General features: G+C 73.0%; 18 protein-coding genes, 1 pseudogene and 1 riboswitch. Of the genes and pseudogenes, 6 read left to right on the top strand and 13 right to left on the bottom strand.

Translation table 11 applies throughout. The features are described 5' to 3' along the window. Window positions 1–20 precede the first annotated feature (20 nt). The 7 genes from Phou_RS46655 to Phou_RS46625 all read right to left on the bottom strand — a co-directional run bounded on the left by Phou_RS46655 (window position 21) and on the right by Phou_RS46625 (window position 10,659). Window positions 21–719: a class I SAM-dependent methyltransferase gene (locus Phou_RS46655; protein ID WP_173070656.1), complete on the bottom strand. Its 699-nt coding sequence runs from the start codon at window positions 717–719 to the stop codon at window positions 21–23. 143 nt (window positions 720–862) lie between these two features. Beyond that, window positions 863–3,946, bottom strand: a complete 3,084-nt coding sequence (locus Phou_RS46650) for an ATP-binding protein (protein ID WP_173070654.1) — start codon at window positions 3,944–3,946, stop codon at window positions 863–865. Window positions 3,947–4,075: 129 nt separating this feature from the next. Beyond that, window positions 4,076–5,614, bottom strand: a complete 1,539-nt coding sequence (locus Phou_RS46645) for a hypothetical protein (RefSeq protein WP_173070652.1) — start codon at window positions 5,612–5,614, stop codon at window positions 4,076–4,078. Between the two features lie 649 nt (window positions 5,615–6,263). Further along, window positions 6,264–7,229 carry a glycosyltransferase family 2 protein gene (locus tag Phou_RS46640; RefSeq protein WP_246274696.1) on the bottom strand — a complete coding sequence of 322 codons (966 nt, stop codon included), beginning with the start codon at window positions 7,227–7,229 and terminating at the stop codon, window positions 6,264–6,266. Window positions 7,230–7,241: 12 nt separating this feature from the next. Beyond that, complete coding sequence (locus Phou_RS46635; protein ID WP_246274694.1) at window positions 7,242–8,351, bottom strand: MFS transporter; 1,110 nt, start codon at window positions 8,349–8,351, stop codon at window positions 7,242–7,244. Between the two features lie 136 nt (window positions 8,352–8,487). Further along, window positions 8,488–9,495, bottom strand: a complete 1,008-nt coding sequence (locus Phou_RS46630) for a coiled-coil domain-containing protein (protein WP_173070650.1) — start codon at window positions 9,493–9,495, stop codon at window positions 8,488–8,490. 4 nt (window positions 9,496–9,499) lie between these two features. Beyond that, window positions 9,500–9,633: riboswitch (cyclic di-AMP (ydaO/yuaA leader) on the bottom strand. Between the two features lie 117 nt (window positions 9,634–9,750). Further along, the gene (locus tag Phou_RS46625; protein ID WP_173070648.1) at window positions 9,751–10,659 is read right to left on the bottom strand and encodes a cation diffusion facilitator family transporter; all 909 of its coding nucleotides are present in this window, start codon (window positions 10,657–10,659) and stop codon (window positions 9,751–9,753) included. A 137-nt stretch (window positions 10,660–10,796) separates the two neighbouring features. Between Phou_RS46625 and Phou_RS46620 the strand changes: the two genes are divergently transcribed. Further along, window positions 10,797–11,723 carry an SMP-30/gluconolactonase/LRE family protein gene (locus Phou_RS46620; protein ID WP_246274692.1) on the top strand — a complete coding sequence of 309 codons (927 nt, stop codon included), beginning with the start codon at window positions 10,797–10,799 and terminating at the stop codon, window positions 11,721–11,723. Here Phou_RS46620 and Phou_RS46615 read toward each other — a convergent pair. From Phou_RS46615 to Phou_RS46605, 3 genes are all read right to left on the bottom strand, one after another. Beyond that, entirely contained in the window at window positions 11,704–13,812 is a 2,109-nt protein-coding gene (locus tag Phou_RS46615) for a HelD family protein (RefSeq protein ID WP_173070644.1), read from the bottom strand. The genes Phou_RS46620 and Phou_RS46615 overlap by 20 nt on opposite strands. Window positions 13,813–13,888: 76 nt before the next feature. Beyond that, window positions 13,889–14,797: an alpha/beta fold hydrolase gene (locus Phou_RS46610; protein WP_173070642.1), complete on the bottom strand. Its 909-nt coding sequence runs from the start codon at window positions 14,795–14,797 to the stop codon at window positions 13,889–13,891. 108 nt (window positions 14,798–14,905) lie between these two features. Then, window positions 14,906–15,232 carry a hypothetical protein gene (locus Phou_RS46605; protein ID WP_173070640.1) on the bottom strand — a complete coding sequence of 109 codons (327 nt, stop codon included), beginning with the start codon at window positions 15,230–15,232 and terminating at the stop codon, window positions 14,906–14,908. A gap of 254 nt (window positions 15,233–15,486) precedes the next feature. Here Phou_RS46605 and Phou_RS46600 point away from each other — a divergent pair, with 254 nt between their 5' ends. Both Phou_RS46600 and Phou_RS46595 read left to right on the top strand, forming a co-directional pair. Continuing rightward, window positions 15,487–15,978 (top strand): DUF3145 domain-containing protein, encoded by a 492-nt coding sequence (locus Phou_RS46600; protein WP_173070638.1) that lies wholly within the window; start codon window positions 15,487–15,489, stop codon window positions 15,976–15,978. Between the two features lie 38 nt (window positions 15,979–16,016). Beyond that, the gene (locus tag Phou_RS46595) at window positions 16,017–17,732 is read left to right on the top strand and encodes a glycoside hydrolase family 3 protein (RefSeq protein ID WP_371872284.1); all 1,716 of its coding nucleotides are present in this window, start codon (window positions 16,017–16,019) and stop codon (window positions 17,730–17,732) included. A gap of 1 nt (window position 17,733) precedes the next feature. Here the strand turns inward: Phou_RS46595 and Phou_RS46590 are convergent, their stop codons facing one another. Next, complete coding sequence (locus tag Phou_RS46590; protein ID WP_173070636.1) at window positions 17,734–18,981, bottom strand: cellulose-binding domain-containing protein; 1,248 nt, start codon at window positions 18,979–18,981, stop codon at window positions 17,734–17,736. A gap of 103 nt (window positions 18,982–19,084) precedes the next feature. Between Phou_RS46590 and Phou_RS46585 the strand changes: the two genes are divergently transcribed. Beyond that, a complete protein-coding gene (locus tag Phou_RS46585; RefSeq protein WP_173070634.1) occupies window positions 19,085–20,008 on the top strand; it encodes a 1-phosphofructokinase family hexose kinase in 924 nt (307 codons plus the stop codon). Continuing rightward, window positions 20,005–20,802, top strand: coding sequence for a 5'/3'-nucleotidase SurE (surE, locus tag Phou_RS46580; RefSeq protein ID WP_173070632.1), 798 nt, complete (start codon window positions 20,005–20,007; stop codon window positions 20,800–20,802). Before Phou_RS46585 ends, surE begins: the two co-directional genes overlap by 4 nt. Before the next feature lie 17 nt (window positions 20,803–20,819). Here surE and Phou_RS46575 read toward each other — a convergent pair whose 3' ends face one another. Both Phou_RS46575 and Phou_RS46570 read right to left on the bottom strand, forming a co-directional pair. Then, window positions 20,820–21,662 (bottom strand): serine/threonine-protein kinase, encoded by an 843-nt coding sequence (locus tag Phou_RS46575; protein WP_173070630.1) that lies wholly within the window; start codon window positions 21,660–21,662, stop codon window positions 20,820–20,822. A 124-nt stretch (window positions 21,663–21,786) separates the two neighbouring features. After that, window positions 21,787–22,154 (bottom strand): annotated as a pseudogene (locus Phou_RS46570) (STAS domain-containing protein). A gap of 399 nt (window positions 22,155–22,553) precedes the next feature. On the opposite strand from Phou_RS46570, the gene Phou_RS46565 reads away from it, so the two are divergent. Then, window positions 22,554–23,249, top strand: coding sequence for an AraC family transcriptional regulator (locus Phou_RS46565; RefSeq protein WP_173070628.1), 696 nt, complete (start codon window positions 22,554–22,556; stop codon window positions 23,247–23,249). Window positions 23,250–23,304 lie beyond the last annotated feature (55 nt).

The raw sequence follows: 23,304 nt of genomic DNA, 5'->3' as shown, positions 1-23,304 counted from the left end.
CCGCGCCTCGCGGACCAGGGCTACGGGCGGTGTGCCCTCAGCATCAGCGAGACGCCGGGCAGCGACTTGACCGGCAGGTACCGCTCGGCGGCGATGATCGCGGTCAACCCCGCATTGACCACCGCGGGCAGGTCGTCGAGGTCGCTGCCCGTCGACTTGCGGCGGCGCCAGGCGGCGATCGGGCGGAGCAGGACGTTCCAGCTCCACAGCTCGTCGATGACCAGGCCGGCCTTCTCCACGACCTCGACCAGCGACGCCCGCGTGTACCGCCGCACGTGCCCCACCGCCACGTCGTGCGCCGACCACAGCCGCATGTCGCAGGGGACGGCGATCAGCGCGCTGCCGCCCGGCCGCAGCGTGCGGTGGATCTCGCCGGCCGCGGCGTGGTCCTCGTCGATGTGCTCCAGCACGTCGAAGGCGACGACAAGGTCGAGGCTCGCGTTGGGCAGCGGCAGCGCCCGCGCGTCGGCCCGCATCACGTGGAGCCCGCGCCCGGCGGCCACCTCGGCGCCCTCGGCGCTGTACTCCAGCGCGACCGGCGACCACCCGCGCCGCTTGAGCACCCGCGTGTTGCCGCCACCCGCGGCGCCGATGTCGAGCGCGCGGCCAGGCGGGTGGGGCAGCTTGCGCAGGGCCCGGTCCAGGAGGGCGCGGCGCTCCCGGTACCACCAGTGGGTGTCCTCGAGCGCGGCCAGCTTGCGGATCTCGGTGGCCTCCACGCCGTACACCTTAGGGGTCCGGCGCCTCGCTGCGCCCAGATCGAGACCCGAGCGGCTCGCCGAGCTCTGTGAGAGCCTGCTCGCCAGAGCGAGCGCAGGCAGGACAGCGCCAGGCGACGGCCGCCGGAGGGGTCGGGCGGGGGTCACAAGCGCCAGGTGACACCCGGCGATGGGTCGTAGCGGCAGGTCGCGCCCGTCGAGACCGTGGCGCGCAGGTGGGCGGCGAGCTCCGGGTGGCTCTCGTCCAGGCGGCGCAGCGTGTCGCGGATGCGGGCGGTGACCGTCTTGCGGGCGCGCTCGGCCTCGTCACCGAGGCGGCGGGTGCGCCCGCCCAGCCCGGCGGCGGCGCGCAGCTCGTCGATCAGCGCCTTGCGCTCGCGGTCGAGCGCGTCCACCCGCGACGGGGAGCCACCGGCGGCGGCGCGGTCGATCTCGTCGTCGAGCCACACGAGGCGCTGCTTGTACCGCGACTTGGCCTCCTCGTCGAGCACCGGGTCGCCGCCCATCCGGTGGGCGGCCACCACCACGGCGCCGCCCTCGGGGCTGAGCAGCTCGACGGCCGGGACGTCGCGGCCCGGCACGCCGAGCAGGAGGTGCAGGTCGCGCAGGCCTTTCGCGTCGGGCATGTGCACCTGCTGGCCGCCGAACCCGAGCACCCACACCGCGCCGTCGAGGCGAAACTCGCTGTCCGCGCGCGGCGCCGGCGTGACGGCACCGGCCATCCGCATGCCGATCTCCGCGGCCGCCGCCTCGACCTCCCGCCGCAGGGCGGTGGCCTCCGGGACGTCGCCGCGGGCGTGAATGGCCGACGCGAGCCGGGCGCGGGCCTCGATCGCCCACGCGCGGGCGCCAAGGCGGTCGGCCGACTCGGCGGCGGCGGTGAGCCGGCGCACCGCGTCGTCCCAGCGGCCCTCCGCGGCGTCGAGCGCGCCGAGCCACAGGTCGACCGGGCCGCTGACGTCGCAGCCGTAGAGCGAGACCAGCCACTGCCCCGCGAACGGCAACAGCGACGCCCGCGCACGCGCGAGCAGCTCCAGGTCGCCCGCGATGGCCGCGATCTGAGCCTGGGCGCGCAGCCACAGCGCCTCGTACATGCGCGGGGATCTCTCCGGCAGCAGCCGCCGCGCGGCCTGTGCGTCGCCGGCCGCCGCGGCGGTGACCGCGGCGAGCAGCGTGCCGTGCGGGTGCTGCGCGTCGAGCGTGCTGTGCAGCGCGGCCAGCTCTTCGTGCCGGCCCTGGAGCTGGTACAGCGACCAGCGCAGATGCCCCATCATGTACGCGAAGTGGTCGTGCTGCTGGTGGTGCTCGCTGAACCCGGTGATCGCGCGTTCCAGCAGCGTCTCCGCCTCGGCGAAGCGACCGCCGATCGTGGCGATGATCGTCTGGTCGACCGCCGACGAGAACACGGAGCGCGGCTTGCCCTCGCTGCTGGCCAGCGCCACGAACTCCGCGTACTGGTCGAGGTAGGCCGGGTCGCCCCGCTCCAGCAGCGCCACCCAGCGGAACGAAGCCGCGAAGTACGCCTCGCCCTTGTCGTCGCCACGCCGGGCCAGCCGCACCAGCTCCCCGGTGATCTCAATCCGCTCGTCGGCGCTGCCCGGCCCCCAGATCGCGTCGTGGCGGGCCCAGAGCGCAAACCGCAGCAGCTCGTCCTGCCCCCGCTCGCGCGCCAGCGCGACCGTGCGGCTGGCCAGGTCGCGGGTGAGCCCTTCGTCGCCGCCGTCCCGCTCGTCGCCGCCCTCCCACTCGTGGCCGGCCACCAGCGCATACGCCTCCCGGAGCAACCCCGGGCGCTCGGCGGGACGCTGGTACCAGAAGTCGGTGAGCGCGGCCCGTGCCAGCAGCTCGGGATCGCCCAGCTCGCGGGCGATCCCGATCGCCTCCGCGAAGACCCGTGCCGCCTCGTCGTGCTCGCCGCCGTGGCGCAGCTCGCGGACCAGCTCGAGGCCGACCGTGACCCGGCGGTGGCGCAGTGGCGCGGACCGCTCGTACGCCCGGCGGTGGTGCCCCACGCACTCCTCCATCGCGAGCCGGCTCCCGGCGTCGCGGGCGGCCCGCAGGAGCAGGTCGACGGCCTGGTCGGGCTCGACGTCGTCACCGGCCAGCCAGGCGTGGCGGGCGAGGTCGCCGGGGGCGAGCAGGTCGCGGCCGAGCAGCCGCACGACGGAGGCGTGCAACCGCCGCCGCCGCGCCGGGTCGAGCGCGTCGTACAGCGTCTCACGGACCAGGTCGTGCGCGAACGCGAACCGCCCCTCGCCCAGCGCCACCACGAGCCGCGCCACCATCGCCTGGTCGAGCAGCCGGTCGACCTCGGGCACCGGCGCGGTGTACGTGGCGGCCAGCACCTGCCGGTGAAACTCGCGCCCCAGCACGGCGGCCGCGGTGAGCAGCTGGCTGACCGCGCCGGGCAGCAGGGACAGGCGGCGGCGCACGGCATCGCGCACGCCCGGCGCGATCGCGCTTACCGCGCCGCCGCTGCGCCACAGCCGCGCGGTCTGCTCGACGAAGAACGGGTTGCCGCCGGTGCGCAGGTGCACCTCGGTGACAAGCTCGGGATCCGGGTCGTGCCCGGCGGTGCGGGCGATGAGCGCGCCCACCTCGTCACGCTCCAACCCGGTCAGCGTGATCGTCGTGGCCTTGGCGACAAGGGGCGCCATCAGCGGGCGCAGCGGGTGGTCGGCGGTGTCGACCTCGACGTCGCGGTACGTCCCGACGACCAGCAGGCGCTCGAACCAGGTGTGCTGGGCCACGAACTCGAGCAGCCGCAGCGAGGCGGTGTCGGCCCAGTGCAGGTCGTCGAGGACCACGACGACCGGCCGGTGGTGCGAGATCGTGACGAGCGCGGTCGTGACCGCGTCGTACATCTCGAAGCTCGCGATCGGGTCACCGCCGGCCCGGTCGCCGAGCAGCACCGACAGGCCCGCGCCGCCGACCTCCTCGGCCGCCGCCCACTCCTCGGCGGTCACGCCGCGGCGCAGGGCGCGCAGGACCTGCACCCACGGCCAGTAGCCGGGTGCGCTGTCCGAATCCCAGCAGGCACCGCCGAGCACCAGGGCACCGCGCGCCCGCGCCTCGTCGGCGGCACCGGTGACCAGCGTCGTCTTGCCGATGCCGGCCTCGCCGGTGACCAGCACGAGGCCACCGTGGCTGTCGGTCGCGCGGGCGACCTCGGCGCGCAGCTGCCCCGCGGGGTGCTCCCGCCCGATGATCTCCCGGCTCCGGCCCATGACGCCTAGACGGTATCCACTCCGACCGACAAAAGCCGCCGCAGACACCATGATCAACACGAACTCAAGGCCGACGACCCCATGATCAACGCAAACACAGAGGCCGACAACACCACGACCGAAGCAAGATCAGCGAGCAGGCAGCGCGTACACCGCCATCCGCGTGTTCTCGAAACGGAGTGTGGCCAGTCCGGCCAGGTCCGGCGACTCCGGCTGGACGTCACGGTCGACCACCAGCCACCGCACCCCGCGCGCCCGCAGCGCGTCGAGCCCGCCCGGTGTCGGCGTGTAGAACGCGGCGTCGTTGGCCGCCAGCAGGGCCGGGTCCCAGAACGGCTCGTACGGCCCGCGCGGCAGCCCCACCATCCGCGGCGTGAACGCCCAGCCCTCCACCAGCACCGACCGCTCGGTGTACGCGCTGAGCCAGAACGACCGCGCGTCACACAACCCGTCCTCCGGCACGCCCTGGCAGTGCGCGTTGGTGGCCACCACGTCGTCCGGCCCGCTGTGGTCGTGCACCCAGCGGGCCGCCTCGACGCGGGAGGCGGGCAGGGCGGTCACCGCGTACGCGCCGCCGTTGGGGTACCGGTGCGCGGCCGCGGCGTCCATCACCAGGCCCGGCGCGCCCGCCACGAGGACGCCGGTCAGCAGCACGGCACCGAACCGCCCGCGCCACACCAGCGCCAGGATCGCGAACACCAGCGCCAGCGCGAACGCCCAGTAGAGCAGCGGCCGCAGCGGATCGTAGGGCGGGTCCCAGACCACCTTGGCGGGTCCGGCGATGAGCTGCACGGCGCACAGCAGCACCGCGAGCCCGACGCCGAAAGCCACCCGCGCACCGACGAGCGCCCAGCCCCACGCCGACAGGATCACGCCGAAGGCGAAGGCGGCCCGCACGAAGTACTGGTTGCTGCTGCCCGGATGCGCGGTCGCCAGGTAGAGGACCGGCCCGACGACCGCACCGCCGAGCAGGAACACCTGCTCGGGCGCGAGCCGCAGCCGCTGTTTCCACACCAGCGCGACCATGCCGGCCAGGCGCAGCTGCATGTTGAGCAGGAAGGCGACGAACGCGAGGACCCAGGAGGCGGCGCCCGCGGTGTACGGCTCGAGGCCGGAGAACGGCCGCACGGTCACGCCGTGGCTCTCGAACGCGAACAGGATCGCGGTCGCGAACAGCTGCGCCACCACCGCCAGGCCGAGCGCGGCGAGCACCGCCCACGGCAGCCGCCGCCGGGTCAGGAAGAGCACGAGCGCGGTGACGCCCAGCGCGCCCGCGGCCACCGGGATCGAGCTCGCCTTCGCACCTGTCGAGCCGGCGAGGAAGAGCCCGGCGAGCACCCACGTCCCGTGCGAGGGTGAACCGCGCACGATCGACACGAGCACGGCGATCAGCGGCAGGAGCAGCACCCAGCTGTACGTCATCGACGGGCTGCCCCACACGATGAACGTCGCCTGCGTGCCGAACAGCTGCCGGATCCCGTTTTCGTAGCCGAACTCGCCGATCGTGAACATCAGCACCGCGGCGCCCACACCCACGTACGGCCGGCGGCTGACCCGCCACCCCACCACCGCGACGAGCACGACGGCCAGCGCGCACAGCGCCGGCACCGCGAGGCGCAGGAAGACGGTCGGCAGGTCGACGCCGCTGACCAGTGACGCGGCGCCCATGTGCGCGAAGCCGAACCAGTGGTAGTGCAGCGGCTCCCCGCCACCTGCGGCACGTCGAGCGGCGCCTGGTGCTTGGCCGCGCCGGCGATCGACATCTGGAACGACAGGTCGATGTACTGCGCCTGCCCCTCGGTCGTGGGCAGGATCGGGTTGCGCCGCAGGAACGAGTCCCACAGGTAGGCGGTGAAGCCCGCGAGCACGGCGGTCACCGCCCACGCCCACCCCGCCGGCACCGGCGTGTAGCCGCGCACGACCCAGTGCCGCCGCAGCGCCGGCACCGCGAGGAACGCCGCGATCACGGCCGCGGGCCACACCCACAGCCACCGCTCGGCGCCGGCCGACACGAACGCGAACCACGCCGCCAGCTCCAGCACCAGCCCGACCGCCGCGCCCATCGCCAGGTCTTCGACGAGCGTGTGCGGCGTGCGGCGCAGCGCCCGGTAGACAAGCGTGCCGGGCAGCACCACCGCCAGCGCCGCGTACGCCGTGTACCGCAACACATCCAGCAGCGGCGTCCCGGTCGAAAGCAGGGCCGCGGCCACCACCGCGAAGGCCACCGCCGCAGGGGTCCAGCGCCGCACATTTTCTGCTACCGGCGACGGCCGTCCCGCCGCGCCGGCGGTGCCCGCCGAGCGACTCGCGGTCGCGGTCACCGGTAGCTGTCCACAATGGACGCGGTTGCGTCGGAGTCCTCGGCCACGTAGTACGGCGGGCGCGCCTGCACGGCCGTGTAGATGCGCGCCACGTACTCGCCGAGCAGCCCGAGACAGAGCAGCTGCACCGCGCCGAGGAAGAGGATCGCGACGTAGAGCGACGGCCAGCCGGAGACGGTGGCGCCGAGGAAGAACGCGACAACGGCGACCACGACAAGCACGCCGCACACCGCGACGCCGGCCAGTCCCAGCCAGGTGGCCACCCGCAGCGGCGCGGCGGAGAAGCTGGTGACGCTGTCGGCGGCGAGCGCGATCATGCGGGACAGCGGGTACTTGGTGCGCCCGGCCGCGCGCTCGCCCCGCTCGAACGTCACCTCCCCGCTCGGAAAGCCCAGCCACGGCACCACGAGCCGCAGCACCGGCGCGCGCTCGGGCAGCTCGCGCAGCGCCTCCACCGCCGCCCGGCTCAGCAGCCGGAAGTCGCCCGCGTGTGCGGGCACGTCGTTGCCGACGATGCGGCGCATCAACCGGTAGTACACGCTTGCGGTCCACCGCTTGAAAGCGGTGTCCGCGCGGCGGTCGGCGCGTACCCCGTACACAATGTCGAGATCTTCCTCCCGCGCGAGCCGCAACATCTCGGCGATGGTCTCCGGCGGGTCCTGCAGGTCGGCGTCGATGCTGACCACGTGGGCGCCGCGGGCCCGCATGAGGCCCGCGAGCAGTGCCGGCTGATGTCCGCTGTTGCGGCGCAGCCGCAGCACGCGCAGCTGTGGCCACTGGCGGCGCGCGGCGAGCAGCGCGACGGCGGTGTGGTCGGTGCTGCCGTCGTCGACGGCGACCACCTCGTACGGCTCGCCGAGCGCGTCGAGCACACCGCGCAGCCGGGCCACGAGCAGCGGCAGCACCGACTCCTCGTTGTAGATCGGCACGACCACGGAGAGTGCCGGCTCGGGTGCTGCCACGCCCGCACGCTATCAGGACGAACTGCGCGCCGGCGGCAGCCACCGACGCGTCACGAGGCCCGAGAGCACGAGCGGCACGCCCACGAGCGCGAGCATCACCGGTACCGGAAGGACGGCCGAGCCGAGCCCGAAGCCGGCGTAGACGGCGAGCGCCGCCACCTCCTGCCCGAACCCGGCGACCGACAGCACCGTGGCCCGCGCAGGTCCGGTGATCGCGTCCTGGATCCGCGCCTCGGTGAGGATGTCGAAGAGCTCCAGTACCGCGAAGCAGAGCGCGACCGCGACCATGCCGGCCGGGCTGCCGGCGTTGGCACCGGCGGCCAGCAGCACCCCGCCGACCGCCACCGCCGCGGCGAGCCGGGCCGCGGAGAGGTGCGCCCACCGCTCGGCCAGCGCGCTGGCGACGGCCATCGCCGCGACCGGCAGCACGAACAGCAGCGGCACGAGCGAGGTCGGCGCGCCCATGTCGCGGGCGAGGATCGGCACGTACTCGTCGATCGCGCCCAGGCCGGTGACCGCCGCGTAGAGCACGACCGCCCGGCTCACGGTCCGGTTGGCGCGCACCTCGGCGAGCCCGGCCCGCAGTGTCTTGAGGTAGCTGCCGCCGCCGGTCTCCTCGGCCCGCGGCGCCTCCGGAAACGACAGCGCGATCGGCACGGCGGCGAGGGACACGGCGACGCTGGCGACGCCGACCAGCGTGTACCCGCCGAGCAGGAACGCGGGGGTGGCAAGGGCCATCGCGGCCAGCTCGGCGACAAGCGCGGTGGTCTGTGCCAGCCCCACGGTGCGCACGTACCGGTCGGTGGCATCCGCGGCGGCGAGCTCGTCGTATACGAGCGCCTCGACGCTGCCGGAGGTCATCGCGCTCGACGCGCCCCACAGCACGAACCCGGCGGCGAAGGCCGGGTACGAGGGGAAGAAGGTCCAGAGCGCGAAACCGGCGGCCCGGAGCACGGCGGCGATGGCGACGAGGCGGCGGCGCGAGTACGCGTCCGCGAGCGCCCCGGACGGGATCTCAAGCGTGAAGCTGACGACCGACCAGATGACGAACAGCGACGAGATCTGCCCGGTGCTCAGCCCGGCGTCGGCGAACAGCAGCGCGTAGACCGGGTAGAGGAGCACGCCCTCGGTGCAGGCGCGCAGGGCGCAGAGGCGCCAGGTGATGCTGGTGGTGCTGGCGAGGCGTCAAGCGGGGTGGCGTGTGGGCTCGACCATGGGGCAACCGTGCCACCCCATGATCGAGCCCGTCAACGCACTTTTACGCGATCATCGACAGGTGCACGTGGTTCGTGTGCAGCTCGCTCGGCCCGCAACAGCCGCTGTACGACTTCCAGCCGCTGCTGGGCAGCCAGATCTGGCGGAACCAGATGACGTACAGCACGCCGAGCCGGCTTGAGTTCTTGATGAAGAAGTTGGACAGGTTGTTGCCGTACGTCTTGGCCGAACCCGAGGCCGTACCGCCGAAGATGTCGCTTGAGCTGACCGCGAAGTCGCAGCCGCGACCGAGCGGGTGCTCACCCGACGAACCGTCGCGGTAGCAGGAGACGAAAATCTTGAACCCCGCCCCCTGTGCCTGCCGCACCGCGTGCAGCGTGCGCGGCGTGATGCAGCCCTTCTTCGAGGTCGGATCCGGGCGGATGGAGCAGCCCGAACCGCCGGAGAACCCCGCGGCGGTGGCCGAACTGCCGCTGCCGCTCGGTGGCCCGCTGGCGTCCTCGCCGCCGCCGGCGTTCTTCAGGGCGGTCTCCGCCTGTTTCTTGCGGGCGGCCATGACCTGGACCTGTTTCTGCTGCTCGCGGATCTCGCCGTCGAGCGCGAGCTTGGCGCGGGCCGCCTGGTCCTTGGTGTCGAGCAGGTCGCGCAGCTTCTTGTCCTCGGTCGCGGCCACCGCGTCAAGTGCCGCGGCGCGGTCGATGAAGCCCTCGGGCGAGGAGCTGTTGAGCATCGCGGAGATCGGGCCGAGCCGGCCGCGGCGGTACGCCACGTTGGCCACCTCGCCGATCACCTCGCTCTTGACGACCAGGTCGCGCTCGAGCTGGGCCAGTTGAGTGGTCAGCTCCTGCTGCCGCTTCTTGGACTTGTTCAGGGTGTTCTGCGCCGCGAGGAAACCCTTGGTGGCCGCTTCGAGCTGCTCGCGCAGGGTGGCGGTGCCGCCCTCGTCGTCGGTGGGTGCGGCGGCCGCCGGCTCCGCTGGTATGCCGATCAGCGCGAACGCCGCGGCGAGAAGCACCGCGACGAGGCTGACCCGGCTGCGGGCATGAGCCATCAACCATCCTTCCAGTCAGCCGCCTACCGAGTTAGCTGACGGGTTCGGGACGGAAGTCTCCCTACCGCTGTCGCGGATTCACCCCAGTGGATCGGTGGTTCCCCGGCTCGCCCGAAGGCGACTCGGCGGCGGCCAACACCTGCGCCGGGGGCGCCGCCGGGTATTGGCCGGAGCCGAGAATAGCGGCTTTCCATCGATGTGCACACTGTTGCACCGATCGTGACGAATCAAGTACGCCCTGCTCAGGGCCGGTTTCTACCAGCCGGCGGGGTGGCAGTCGCCCGACCGGGGCTCGACCTGGAGGGTCGCGTGCCCGATGTCGAAGTCGTCGTGCAGCGCCTCGCGGGCGGCCACCAGCACCGGCCCGACCTGCGCGGACTCCTCCAGCGTGAGGTGTGCGGAGGCGACGTCCATGCCCGAGGTCAGCGTCCACACGTGCAGGTCGTGCACGTCGCAGACGCCGGGCACGGCGGCCAGCCGCCGCTGGACCGCGGTCACGTCGAGGTGCTCCGGCGCGGCCTGCACGAGGATGCGCACGGCGGCCCGCGCCAGCCGCCACGTGCGCGGCAGGATGAACAGGCCGACCGCGACCGCGATGATCGGGTCGGCGTAGGACCAGCCGGTCAGGCCGATCACGACGGCGGCGACGATCACGCCGACCGAGCCGAGCAGGTCGCCGAGCACCTCCAGGTACGCGCCGCGCACGTTGAGGCTCTCCCGCGCGCCCGACCGCAGCAGCCAGAACGCGACGAGGTTGGCGAGCAGGCCGGCGACCGCGACGGCGAGCATCGGGCCGGCCGGGACGTCGGGCGGGTCGCCCAGGCGGCGCGCGGCCTCGACGAGCACGTAGATCGCGACGCCGAAGAGCAGCAGCGCGTTGCCGAGGGCGGCGAGGACCTCCAGCCGGTACAGCCCGAAGGTGCGCTGCGGGTCCTGGGCGGCCCGCGAGGCGGCGTGGATGGCGGCCAGGGCCATGCCGATGCCGAGCACATCGGTGAACATGTGGCCGGCGTCGGACAGCAGCGCCAGCGAGCCGGTGAGCAGCGCGGCCACCGCCTCGACCACCATGAACGCCGCCAGCAGGGCGAACGCACCCCACAGCCGCCCGCGGTGGCGCTCACCAGCCCGCGCGGCGGCCGTCCCGTGGTCGTGTCCGGCACCCATCGGCACAGAATACATGCTGACATTGCTATGTATGCAAACCTGAGATTGGGAATCAGTGTCGAACCGGTTGAACTTCGAACCAGTTGGAAAAGACGTACGTGAATTCTGATGTGGACCGATCACAGGGAGTACCCATCGTGCTGACAAGACGAGCCCTGATCACCTCATCCGCCGCCGCGGCCCTCACCGCGGCCACACTCACCGTCCCTGGCGCCGCCACCGCCCACGGCTCGCGTCACCGGCGCTTGCAAGACTCGTTCCCCCTGCCGAACGCGTTTCAGCCCGAGGGCATCGCGATCGGCGCGGAGCCGTTCGCGTACTTCGGCTCGCTCGCCAACGGCGACATCTACCGCGCCAACCTCTTCACCGGGCGCGGCGAGATCATCTCCACCGGCCCCGGCACCTCCTCGGTGGGCCTGAAGATCGACGGCTACGGCCGCCTCTTCGTGTCCGGCGGCGGCGCGGGCAGCGGCCGCGTGGTCGACACGCGCAGCGGCCGCATCCTGGCGTCGTGGACGTTCGCGACCGCGCCCACGTTCGTCAACGACGTGGTCCTCACCCCGAAGGGTGCCTTCTTCACCGACTCCAACCAGCCGTTTCTCTACAAGGCGCCGCTGAGCCTTCGCGGTGAGCCGGTCAAGGTCCCGCTCACCGGCGACCTCGTGTACCAGACCGGGTTCAACGTCAACGGCATCACCCGTACGCCGGACGGCCGCAACCTGCTCGTCGTGCAATCCAACACCGCCACCCTCTACCGGGTCGACCCCGACACCGGCGTGACGAGGGCGGTCGACCTCGGCGGGTACCCGCTGACCAACGGCGACGGCCTGCTGACCGTCGGCCGCACGCTCTACGTGGTGCAGAACCGCTCGAACCAGGTCGCCGTCTTCACGCTCGACTGGCGTGGCCTCAGCGGGCGCCTCACCGGCACCCGTACCAACCCCAACTTCGACGTGCCCACCACGGTGGCCGCGTACGGCGACCGGCTCTACCTGCCGAACGCCCGCTTCGGCACGACCGTCACCCCGGACACCACGTACAGCGTCAACTCGGTGAAACGCTGAGCGTCGTCAGGCGCTGGGTGGCCCGGGAGAGGGCCACGTAGAGCGTCCGTGCGCCGGCGTCGGTCCTCGTCTCCTCCGGCGAGATGAGGACCACGCCGTCGTACTCCATGCCCTTTGCCTGCAGGCTGGTGACCACCTGGAGGCGGTCGGTGGGCAGGCCGGCCACCCAGGAGGCGACCTCGTCGCGGCGCGGCACCGGCGTGATCACGCCGACCGTCCCCTCCACGTCGGCGAGCAGCCGCTCCGCCGCCTCGCGGGTCGCCTTCGGCAGGTCCGCGGCGGGCACGGTCAGCTCCTCCGGAGGTACCCCCGTCGAGCGCACCGCCCGCGGCAGCGTGATGTCCGGCGACACCTCCCGGATCACCTTGGCCGCCACCGCGAAGATCTCCGCCGAGTTGCGGTAGTTGGTGGTGAGCGTGAACTCGTGCCGGCGCCGCCCGCCCAGCGCCTTGTCGCGGGCCCGGGCCAGCTCTGCCGGGTCGCCGGTCCAGGCGCTCTGTGCCGGGTCGCCGACCACGGTCCACGAGGCGAGCCGCCCGCGCCTGCCCAGCATCCGCCACTGCATCGGCGAGACGTCCTGCGACTCGTCCACCACCAGGTGGGCGTACTCGCGGTAGTCGTCGGGCCGGCGGACGGCGGCGGCGCGTGCGGCGCGCTGCCGGTCCGCGTACGTGCTCACCTCGCGGACGCCGTCGACCACGTGGAACGGGTCGCGCTGGCGCTTGGCGGGCTGCGGCGGGCGGCCGAGCATCTCGTCCAGCTCGTCGAGGAGCGCGACGTCCGCGACGGTCGGGTCACCGGGCACGAAGGCGCCGCGCAGCAGCTCGATCTCCGGGCCGCTGAGGATGCCGCCCGCGTACCCGCGCAGCCGCGAGGGGTTGGACAGCCAGGCGAGCACGTGCCTGGGCAGCAGCCGCGGCCACCACGCCTTGATGAACTCGCGGAAGTCGGAGCGCTCGGCCAGCTCGTCCTCGAAGTCGACCTGCTCCGGCAGGCCGCCGATCTTGTGCCGCTGCGCCTGCGCCCAGAGCGCGTCGAAGAGGCCGTCGATGCCGGCCCGGCGCACCTCGTTGCGGCGGGCGCCGCGGGGCAGCGCGCGGGCCCGGATCGCGTCGAGCTCGGGGCGGCCGAGGCGGAGCAGGTCGCCGCGGTACAGCAGGCGCAGCTCGGTGGGGCCGCCCGGCACCGCGTCGCGCACCGCCCGCTCCAGCACCCGGCGCATGCGCAGCGAACCCTTGATCGCGGCGACCGAGGTGGTGTCGGTGCGCGTGGCGGTCACGCCCTCGACGATCGAGCCGAGCGAGTGCAGGGTGGCGGCGTCCTCGCCGAGTGAGGGCAGCACCGAGGCGATGTACTCCACGAACACCGACGACGGGCCGACCACCAGGATGCCGCCGCCGGCAAACCGGGAGCGGTCGGAGTAGAGCAGGTACGCCGCGCGGTGCAGCGCCACGGCCGTCTTGCCGGTGCCGGGACCGCCGGAGACGATCGTGACGCCCGCGGCGGGCGAGCGGATCGCCTGGTCCTGCTCGCGCTGGATGGTGGCGACGATGTCGCGCATCCCCCGGCCGGTGGCGCGGGCGAGCGTGGCCAGCAGCGCGCCGTCGCCGACCACCCGCATGCCGTCGGGCGCGGCGGCCGGGTCGAGCAGGTCGTCCTCGATGTTCGTGACCTTTTCGCCGCTTGACTGGATCATGCGGCGGCGCACCACGCCCCGCGGGTCGGCGGCCGTGGCCTGGTAGAACGCGGCGGCGGCGGGCGCCCGCCAGTCGATGACCAGCGGCTCGGCGTCTTCACCCCGCACTCCCAGCCGCCCCACGTGCAGCACTGGTCCCTCGCGCAGGTCGAGGCGGCCGAAGACGAGGCCCTCGTGCTCGGCGTCAAGGGCGTGCCGGCGGCGCGCGGCGTGGAAGACCATCGCGTCCCGCTCGACCAGCGCGCCGAAGTTGCCCACGCGGGCGAGGCGGTAGCCCTCCTTCTCGGCCCGGGCCGCGGCCTGGCGCAGCACTGCCAGCCGGGCGTACACCCGGTCGACGTGGCGCTGCTCGGCGGCGATCTCCTGCTGGAGGGTGGTAGCGGCGTCGGTCAAGTTTTCGGGGCTCCCAGGAGAAGGTGCGGCGCCTGGTGTGTCACAAGGCCAGACAAGGGTACGCGCCCACCGCCCGTCATGCCCTCCTACGCCGATCATGAGCTGCCTCGACCAGGTCGAGCAGCGCCGCGGTGACCACGTCCGGACGCTCCAGCATCAGCATGTGCCCGGCGTCCGGGCAGATCGTGAGCGCCGCACCGGGCAGCGCCTTGGCGATCGACAGCGAGCAGGCCGGCGGGGTGAGCCGGTCGCGCTCCCCCACCAGGACGGCGGTCGGCACGGTGGGCAGCGCGGCGAGCGTCTCCAGCCGGGCCTGTGCGCCCACGGAGGGGCGGAAGCCGCCGATCGAGCCGAGCGAGGCGCGGACGACCGCCTTCGTCGTGAGCTGTACGTCCGCCGGGTCGCACGGCTGCCCGAACAGCAGCCAGCGCAGGCTCGGGCGCAGCGCCAGCGCGAGCGCGCGGTGCGGCCGCCAGTCACCCATTCGGGCGAGCATGTGCGCGCTGGTCATCTCGGCGAGCCGGACGAGGTGGGCCAGCCGCGGGGGCAGCCCGTACACCGTGTGGGTGTGTCCCTCGGCCGTGGTGCTGAGGAGAAGGAGGCCGGCGATCCGGTCGGCGAAGTGCGCGGGGTGCCGGTGGGCGTACTCCATGATCGTCATGCCGCCGAGCGAGTGGCCGGCGAGCACGACCGGCTGGTCCGGCGCCACCGCGTCCAGCACCTCGGCGAGGTCGTCACCCAGATGGTCGAGCGTGGCCGCGCGGCGGTCGATGCCACCGGAGCGGCCATGGCCGCGCGCGTCGTACGTGACCACCCGGGCCACCTTGGCGAGCGGCCGCACCTGGCGATGCCACGTGCGGCCGTCGAGCACCCAGCCATGCAGGAGCACGACGGTGACCGCGGCGTCGGGTGGACCGGCGGTGCGTACGTGCAGTCGGAGGCCGCCCGAAAGCCGGATCTCAGCCTGCTCGACCGTTTGGTTCATTGGGCGCCTCCGAAGTACCCACGGGTAACAATCATGCCTCGGATATACCCAGAAAGCGCAAGCAAGAAGCCCCGCCCAAGTGGGCGGGGCTTCTGTCAGATGCTCGGCTCAGGCTTCGAAAACGCCCGCGTCGACAAGACGCTTCTCGGTCGCGTCCCAGCCGTCGCCGGGGGCGGCGGCGGCAAGGGCGGCGAGCTCAGCGCGGATCTTGGCGCCGTGGCCCGCACCCGCCAGCGCCCGGATCTCCTCGACGAACGCGTCGGAGTCGGTGCGCAGGTGGACGGTCTTGCCGTTGGTCAGGTTGCGCACGTAGGCGTGCTTGCCCTTGTTGAGCGGGATCAGGTACTTGTACTCGCCGAGCACGCTCAGGGCGCCACCCGCGCCCTGGCCGGCGCGGACGGACGCGCGCGCGGTCTTGGAGGTGTTGCTCGCCACGGAGGCACTCCTTGCAGGCAGGACAGAAGAAGACAGACCAGAGAACTTTACCCGATGCCCCGGCGTTCGTGCCCGTGCGGTAACCAGCGCTCTCCGTCACAGCGCAAGCAGAAATGCGTCACGGCCGCAAGGAATTCTCAGCCGAGTTTTCCGATTCTCTGGCGCACCATCCGTCACACCAGTCATCATGTTGGTCAACCAACCGTAGATCGAGGTCGTAGGGGAAGACGCACCTCGCTCTCCGGGAGGTCACAGTGCCAACGCGTGGCGTCGTATACGTCCACTCGACCCCGCTCGCCGTGTGTGCGCACGTCGAGTGGGCGATCGCGCGCGTCCTCACCGCGCCGGTCAATCTGCACTGGACCAGCCAGCCGGTTGAATCCGGCGCACGCCGGGCCGAGTGCAGTTGGACCGGACGCCCGGGGACCGGCGCGGAGCTGGCTGCTGCCCTGAGGCAGTGGCCCATGATCCGTTTCGAGGTCACCGAGGAGCCCAGTCCCGGCCTCGACGGTGAGCGCTTCATGTTCGTGCCCGGCCGCGGCCTGTTCCGCGCGACCGTCGGCGCGGCCGGCGACATCCAGCTCGGCGAAGACCGGCTGCGCAGCATCATGGAGTCAGCCCGCGCCCCCGAGGCCCTCGCGCACGCCCTCGACCGGGCGCTCGGCACGGCCTGGGACGCCGAGCTCGAGCCGTACCGCTACGCCGGCGACGGCGCACCCGTCACGCTGCTGACCCGGGTGGGCTGAAGATCGTCCATTTGCCCCGGCTCGCCCCGGCTGTTCTGATAGCGGGCGTGCGTCTGCGTACCCGCACGTCCCTGCTCGTGCTCCTCCTCGCCGCCGGCTGCCAGTCCTCTGCGCCCGCGCCGGCTCCGTCCGCCTCGCCGCCCTCCACGGGACCGATCGCCTCGCCGGCGGACACACCGGCGGCCCGCGCGGCAGCCCTCGCCGCCAAGCTCCCCGACGAAGACCTCGTGGGCCAGGTGCTGATGCCGTACGCGTACGGCTCGTCGGCCACCGACGTCACGCCCGGCAACAAGGCCGGCAACCGCCAGCTGGCCGGCGTCGACACCCCGGCCGAGATGGTCGCCAGGTACCGCCTCGGCGGCCTCATCCTGGTCGGCTTCTCCGCCGACGACCCGACCTCGCAGAACCAGGGCACGACCAATGTGGACAACGCGCCGCAGGTGCGCGGGCTCACCACCGGCCTGCAGGCGGCGCACGCCAAGCTCGCCGCCGGCTCGGCGCCGCTGCTGATCGGCACCGACCAGGAGTTCGGCGTGGTCACCCGGATAAAGACCGGCGTGACCGCGCTGCCGAGCGCGATGGGCGCGGGCGCGGCCGGCGACCCCGCGCTCACCGAGGCGGCCTGGCGGGCGGCCGGCACCGAGCTCGCCGCGCTCGGCGTCAACGTCGACTTCGCCCCGGTGGCCGACGTGCTCGGCAACGCCGGCAGTACCGTCATCGGCTCCCGCTCGTACGGCTCCGACCCCACCCAGGTCTCCGCCCAGGTGGCGGGCGCCGTGCGCGGCCTGCAGGGCGGCGGCGTGGCGGCCACGCTCAAGCACTTTCCGGGCCACGGCCACACCTCCGGCGACTCGCACAACGCCCTGCCGGGCCTGGTACAGAGCCGCGCCGGGCTGGACCGCGGCGACCTGCCCCCGTTCGTGGCGGGCATGGGCGCCGGCGCCAAGCTCGTGATGTCCGGCCACCTCGACGTGCGCGCGATCGACCCGGGCACGCCCGCCACGTTCTCCCGCAAGGTGCTCACCGACCTGCTGCGCGGCCAGCTCGGCTTCAAGGGCGTGGTCATCACCGACGGCATGAACATGGCGCCGGCCAAGCGCTGGCCCGCCGGCGTGGCCGCGGTGCGCGCGCTCAACGCCGGCAACGACATCCTGCTGATGCCGGACAAGCTGCCGGAGGCGTACAACGGCCTGCTGTCCGGCCTCCGCGTCGGCGACCTGTCCCGCTCGCGCCTGGTCGAGGCGGTCACCCGCGTGCTGACCCTGAAGTTCGAGCTGGCTGGCCAGGCCGCGCCGGACATGTCCACCGTGGGCAGTGCCGCACACCGCGACGCCGCCGCCCGGCTCGCCGCCGCCGCGGTCACCCAGTTGCGCGGCGCCTGCGGTACCGCACTGCGCGGGCCGGTCCAGGTCACCGCCGCGGGAGGCCGCGACACCGCCCGCGGGTGGCTGGTGGACGCGCTCCGCGCCGCCGGGGTACAGGTCGTCGAGAGCGGTGGCACCGTGGTCCACCTGGTCGGGTACGGCGACGAGGCGGGCGACCTGCGCAAGGGCGCGGCGGTGACGGTGGCGATGGACACGCCGTACCTGCTGGCCAAGTCGGACTCGCCGGTGCTGCTCGCCACGTACTCGTCCAGCCAGCCCTCGATGGCCGGCCTGGCCGCGGTCCTCGCCGGCAAGGCGCCCGCGAAGGGCCGGTCACCCGTCCCGGTGACCGGCCTTCCGCGAAGCTCCTGCGCTCCCCAGGCCGGCTGAGTCAGCAGCCGACGCGGGTGGTGCTCAGCGCCACGTCGTCAAACCAGAGAGTGTCGGCGCCCTCGCCGTAGCTCTCCCAGCCCAGCCGCAGGTCGGTCAGGTTCGGGCGCCAGTTGGCGCGCGACAACCACTGGCGGTCGATGTCCTGCGTGGGCGTACCGTCGGCGACCAGGCCGGCCACCTCCGCGCCGTCCACCCACGTGCGCAGGCGGCCCTGTGCGCCGTCCACTGTGAACTCGACACAGGTCCACCGGTTGGTGGCCAGCGGCAGGCTCAGCGCCACCCCGGCCGGGCTCTGCTCGGGCAGCGTCGCGTCGTCGGAGGCGCGGTTCCACTGCAGGGCGCCGTTCTGGCCGCCCATGCGAAGGTCGCGGTTGCCGTCGGCCGCGTCGCGCATGGCCAGGAACGTGACATGCTGCGTCGGCAAGGCGGTCGTGTGCCGTACCCAGAAGCGGGCGAAACGCACGGCGCCCAGGCCGCTCACGCCGCTCGTCGTACCCACGAAGACGTGGTTGCAGTAGCCGGTGGCGCCGTTCACGCGGACCGACTTGGTGCCGCTGTGCGCCACCGAGGTGTCCACAGTGGCCGTGCCCGTGCCCTGGCAGTCCGGATAGGACACGCTCCACGCGCCCGACGGGGCACCGCCCGCCTGGCTCTCGAAGCCGTCGCAGAAGGCGGCACTCCCACAACCGGTCGGTGGGGGCGACGTGGTGGGCGGGGCCGAGGTGGGCGGCACGGACGTGGGCGGCGCGGACGTCGGCGGGGCCGAGGTCGGCGGGGCTGACGTCGGCGGCGCGGAGGTGGGCGGCGCGGAGGTGGGCGGCGTGGTGGGTGCGGCACCGTTGCACGGCTCGCCGTTGAGCGTGAAGCCGGTCGGTGCGGCGTTGCTCGCCGCGTACGTGCCCTGTACGCCGAACTCCGTCGACCCGCCGGCGGGCAGCGACCCGTTCCACGCGGCGTTGCGCGCGGTGACCGCGGCGCCGGACTGGGTGACGGTGGCGTTCCAGCCGTTCGTGACGCGCTGGTCGCCGCCGTACGTCCAAGTGACCGTCCACCCGCTGACGGCGGCGTCGCCCGCGGTCACCCGTATCGCCGCGGTGAAACCGCCGGTCCACGCGTTGACCCGGTAGTCGACGAGGCACCCAGCGGCCGCGCCCGCCGCCGGCACCAGGGTCGGGCTCACCGCGACCGCAGCGCTGACCAGCAGCGCTGCCGCTCCGGCGATGGCGGCCCGTGCACGCACTCTCATGAAGACAACCCTCCATTGATGATGTTCGCTAATCATAGCCATCAATGCCTAGCTGGCGCCCGCACCGGGGCGTAGCGGCGACCCGGGCTGGGAACTAGGGGGTATGAGCGACCACGTCCTGGTTTTCGCGCCCGCGCCCCTGCTCACCGTCACGATCGAGCAGCCGGCCGAGGAGGTGGAGATCCACGTACACCCCGGCGGCCAGGGCGTCTGGCAGGCCCGCATGATCACCGAGCTGGGCACCCGAACGGTGATGTGCGCGACAGTCGGCGGCGAGATCGGCCACGTGTTGCAAGCGCTGATCGCGAGCGAAGGCATCGAGCTGCGGGTGGTCACCCGCGAGGCCACCAGCGGCGGGTACGTGCACGACCGGCGCGACGGCAGCCGCACGGAGATCGCGGACGTGCCCGGCGAGCCGCTCGGGCGGCACGACCTGGACGAGCTCTACAGCATGGCGCTCGCCGAGGGCCTGCAGGCGCAGGTGGCGGTGCTGAGCGGCCCGGCGGACCCGTCCACGCTGCCCGCCGACATGTACCGGCGCCTCGCCTCCGACCTCGGCAGCAACGGCGTCCGGGTGGTGGCGGACCTGTCCGGCGACTACCTGGCCGAGGTGCTGACCGGCCGCCCGTACTTCGTGAAGGTCAGCCACGAGGAGCTGATCGCCGACGGGCGGGCCAAGGACGACAGCGAGGCCGAGCTGGTGCGCGCGCTGCACGGGCTGAACGGCGACGGGGCCACCGCGGTCCTGGTCAGCCGGGCGGACAAGGGTGCCTTCGCGCTGCTCGACGGCGTGGCGTACGCGGTCGAGACGCCGAGCTTCGAGGTGGCCGACTCGCGCGGTGCCGGCGACTCGATGACCGCCGGCGTGTGCGCCGTGCTGGCGCAGGGCGGCGACCTGCAGACCGCGGTCCGGACCGGCGCCGCCGCCGGCGCGCTCAACGTGACCCGCCACGGGCTCGGCAGCGGCCGGGCCGACGCGGTGCGCAGCCTGGTCGACAGGGTGAGCCTACGGAGACTGGAACGATGAGGGTACTTGTCACCAACGACGACGGTGTCGAAGCGCCCGGCATCCGCTTCCTGGCGCTGGCGCTGGCCGACGCGGGCGAGGACGTGGTCGTCGCCGCGCCCAGCAACGAGGCGAGCGGCATGGGCGCGGCCATGACGGCCGTGGAGGAGGACGGGCGCATCGTGGTGGCGGCGCACGAGCTCGACGGGCTGGACGGCGTCGAGGCGTACGGTGTGGCCGGCTCGCCCGCCTTCATCGCGCTGATCGCCACGCGGGGCGCCTTCGGGCCGCCACCGGACCTGGTCTTCTCGGGCATCAACCGGGGCGCCAACGCCGGCATCGCGGTGCTCCACTCGGGCACGGTCGGCGCCGCGTTCACCGCCGCAGAAAACGGTTCCCGTGCCATGGCCGTCTCCCTCGACGTGCTGTCCGCCGGCGCGGCCTCCGCGGCCAGCGGCGGCGCCGCCGCCGTGCGACCGGCCGGCGACGACGAGCGGCGGCACTGGGAGACCGCCGCGGCCATCGCGGCCGCCCTGCTGCCCACGGTCAAGGACCTTCCCGAGGGCACCGTGCTGAACCTCAACGTCCCGGACCTGCCGCGCGACGCCGTCAAAGGGGTGCGGCAGGCGCGGCTGGCCCGCTTCGGCCAGGTGTCGATGGCGGTCGCGGAGCGGGGACGCGACTACGTGCGCACGGCGCTGGAGCAGTCCACCGCCCGTCTGGAGGAGGGCACCGACCTGGCGCTGCTGGCCGACGGCTACGCCACGGTCACCGCCGTGCGGGCCGTCACCGAGGTGGACTTCGAACTCCCCTAGATCTGGCTGGGAGCGCCTCAGTTTGGCGAGGGTGCGGGCAGCATGCCCCAGAGCGCGAACGCCACGTCGCGGCTTGTCGGGCGGTCGGCGGGGCGCTTGTTCATGCACGACCGGCACATGTCGGAGATCTGCCGGGGCAGCCCGGGGACCGCGAGCACCGGGGTCGGCGCGAGGTGGCGGACGTGCGGCAGCTCCAGCGTGCCGGGGTACGGCGAGCGGCCGGTCAGCATCTGGTAGAGCAGCACGCCCAGCGCGTAGACGTCGTCGGCCGGCTGGGCGGCGCTGGTGACCGGGTGTGCGGGCACCACGGGGCGGCGCGGCACGGTGGTCCTGGTCACCCGGGGGCGGTCGTTGCGTGGACGGTCCACAGTGGTCGCGAGGCCGAAGTCGATGATCTTTACGCCGTCGCGGGTCAGCATGATGTTTTCGATCGTCAGGTCGCGGTGCACGAAGCCGCGGCGGTGGGCGACCGCCAGCACGTCGGCGACGGTGGCCGCGACGTGCAGGGCCTCCTCCCACGGCAGCGGGCCGTCGGCGAGCCGGTCGGCAAGCGAGACGCCGGAGAGCAGCTCCATCACCATGTACGGCGCGGATCCGCCGTCAGGCAGCGGCATGTCGCCGAACTCGTAGATCCGGGGCACGCTCGGATGCCGCAGCCGCTGCGTAATCAGCGCCTCACGCCTGACGTTGTCCTGCGCGCGGACGTCATCGGCCAGCTCCGGAGACAGCACCTTGACGGCTAGTGGGCGCGGGGAGACCGCGTCCACTGCCTCGTATACGACCGACACGCCCCCGCGCCCGATCGGCCGCAAGACGATGTACCGCCCGACGATGGCGGTGCCCATCCGCAGCAGCGTCACGCCACCGGACTATTCCGTACACGCTGGATGATTTACAAGGCCCAGTTGCGTGTCACACGACATCGATGAACGTCTCGCACGCTACGCGATTGCCCAATCACCACAGGGTGCCGAGAAATCGTGGTCAGACGCCGGTGGACGGAACCTCGGGTGCCGGGGCCGTGCCCGCGAAATAAGGCTCGGGTGCACCGAAGAGGCCGAGCAGCCCGGTGACCCACAGCTGGCGATGGACGAACCGGCTCGGCTCGGTCACCAGCAGCTTGACACCGCTCACCTCGGCCGTCTGGAACCCGGCGACCATCGCGCTGATGCCCACCGAGTCAATGAAGGTGACCAGTCTCATGTTGAGCTCGATGCGGCTCGGTCGGCTCTTTGTGAGCACCGCCGCCACCGCCTCACGCACCTCGTGCGCCGTGTCGACATCGATCTCTCCGCGCGGAGCAATCTCCACAACACCGCCGGGGAAACCGACGTCACGATCGACAGGCTCACGCAACACCTCCACCCGCCCGGAACCCAGGCGCCTCGTCAGTACGCGGGCCGCGACCGAGCGTATTCCTCCGCCCCGCCAGCCGCCAGCCCCCGGCGGCGCAATGTTTCCGGTTTCCCGTGACAAAAGCGGCCAACCCGGACAGTCAGCACCATAAGTACCCACGGCCCACGCACGCAAACTACCCACCAGGGTACCGGGAGGCGCCACTGGAATCGCCTGCCCACCCGGGTGAATTGGGGTGATCGTCGCCGTTTGGGGCCGGAGTACGGCTTGACGGACGGAACAGCATCGCACTGATCACAGTCCGGGCGTGTGCAACCGCCACGATTAGGTACTGCCATTGATGAAAGTTGCAAGTAGCTGTTGACCGCTTGAAGCGGTAGGAAAATACTCCCGGTATGCGGGAGATCACTTACTGCGCACTGGCCGTCGAGCCGTGCGTGCCGGCCGGAGCACCCGCCCCCCGCCTACCGGTCATCGAGTTCGGCCCGGTGGTCCCGGTGCCGCGGCAGCACGACGTCTCCCGCCCGGACCTCCCGGCCGTGGAGGCGATCCCCACCGAGGCCGACCTCAGCACCGGGGCCGGCCGCAGCCTGGCCCGGCTCGCCGCGCTGATGCGCGCCGAGATGGAAGATCCCGAGGGTCTCATCTACCAGCCGATACTCGCCGGGCAGCTCTGGCACGCGGTGCTGAGCGGGCTGCTGGCGGCCACCGCCGACCGGCTCCGCGAGGAGACCGCGCAACCGGAGCCGGCGAGCCGCCCCCGCGCGGTCAAGCGGGCCATCGACGCGATGGAGGCCGAGCCCGAACGCGCGTTCACCGCCACCTCGCTCGCCGCGGTCGCCGGCGCGAGCGTGCGGACACTGCAGGAGGGCTTCCGCCAGCACGTGGGCATGCCACCGATGGCGTACCTGCGGCGGCTGCGGCTGTCGCGCGCGCACGCCGACCTGTACGCCGCCGAGCCCGGAAAGGAGACGGTGGCGAGCGTCGCAAACCGGTGGGGCTTCGCACACCTGGGGCGATTCGCCGCCGCCTACCGCAGCGAGTACGGCCGCGCGCCGGCTGAGACGCTGCACGAGCACCCGGTGCCTTGACGCGCACGACGGATGGCCCGGACGCCACCACGCCCCGCCCGGGCCTACCGCCGCC

The sequence above is a fragment of the Phytohabitans houttuyneae genome, assembly GCF_011764425.1.
In the GTDB taxonomy this organism is placed as follows: Bacteria; Actinomycetota; Actinomycetes; order Mycobacteriales; family Micromonosporaceae; genus Phytohabitans; species Phytohabitans houttuyneae.
Note: the sequence above shows the minus strand (reverse complement) of the source record. Positions and strands in the feature narration are given on the sequence as shown.

Bases quoted from the DNA above. Each gene is read 5' to 3' on its own strand.
- Phou_RS46650 (WP_173070654.1), bottom strand. From the start codon at position 3,946: ATGGGCCGGAGCCGGGAGATCATCGGGCGGGAGCACCCCGCGGGGCAG.
- Phou_RS46645 (WP_173070652.1), bottom strand. From the start codon at position 5,614: ATGGGCGCCGCGTCACTGGTCAGCGGCGTCGACCTGCCGACCGTCTTC.
- Phou_RS46630 (WP_173070650.1), bottom strand. From the start codon at position 9,495: ATGGCTCATGCCCGCAGCCGGGTCAGCCTCGTCGCGGTGCTTCTCGCC.
- Phou_RS46625 (WP_173070648.1), bottom strand. From the start codon at position 10,659: ATGGGTGCCGGACACGACCACGGGACGGCCGCCGCGCGGGCTGGTGAG.
- Phou_RS46610 (WP_173070642.1), bottom strand. From the start codon at position 14,797: ATGAACCAAACGGTCGAGCAGGCTGAGATCCGGCTTTCGGGCGGCCTC.
- Phou_RS46590 (WP_173070636.1), bottom strand. From the start codon at position 18,981: ATGAGAGTGCGTGCACGGGCCGCCATCGCCGGAGCGGCAGCGCTGCTG.
- Phou_RS46585 (WP_173070634.1), top strand. From the start codon at position 19,085: ATGAGCGACCACGTCCTGGTTTTCGCGCCCGCGCCCCTGCTCACCGTC.
- surE (WP_173070632.1), top strand. From the start codon at position 20,005: ATGAGGGTACTTGTCACCAACGACGACGGTGTCGAAGCGCCCGGCATC.
- Phou_RS46565 (WP_173070628.1), top strand. From the start codon at position 22,554: ATGCGGGAGATCACTTACTGCGCACTGGCCGTCGAGCCGTGCGTGCCG.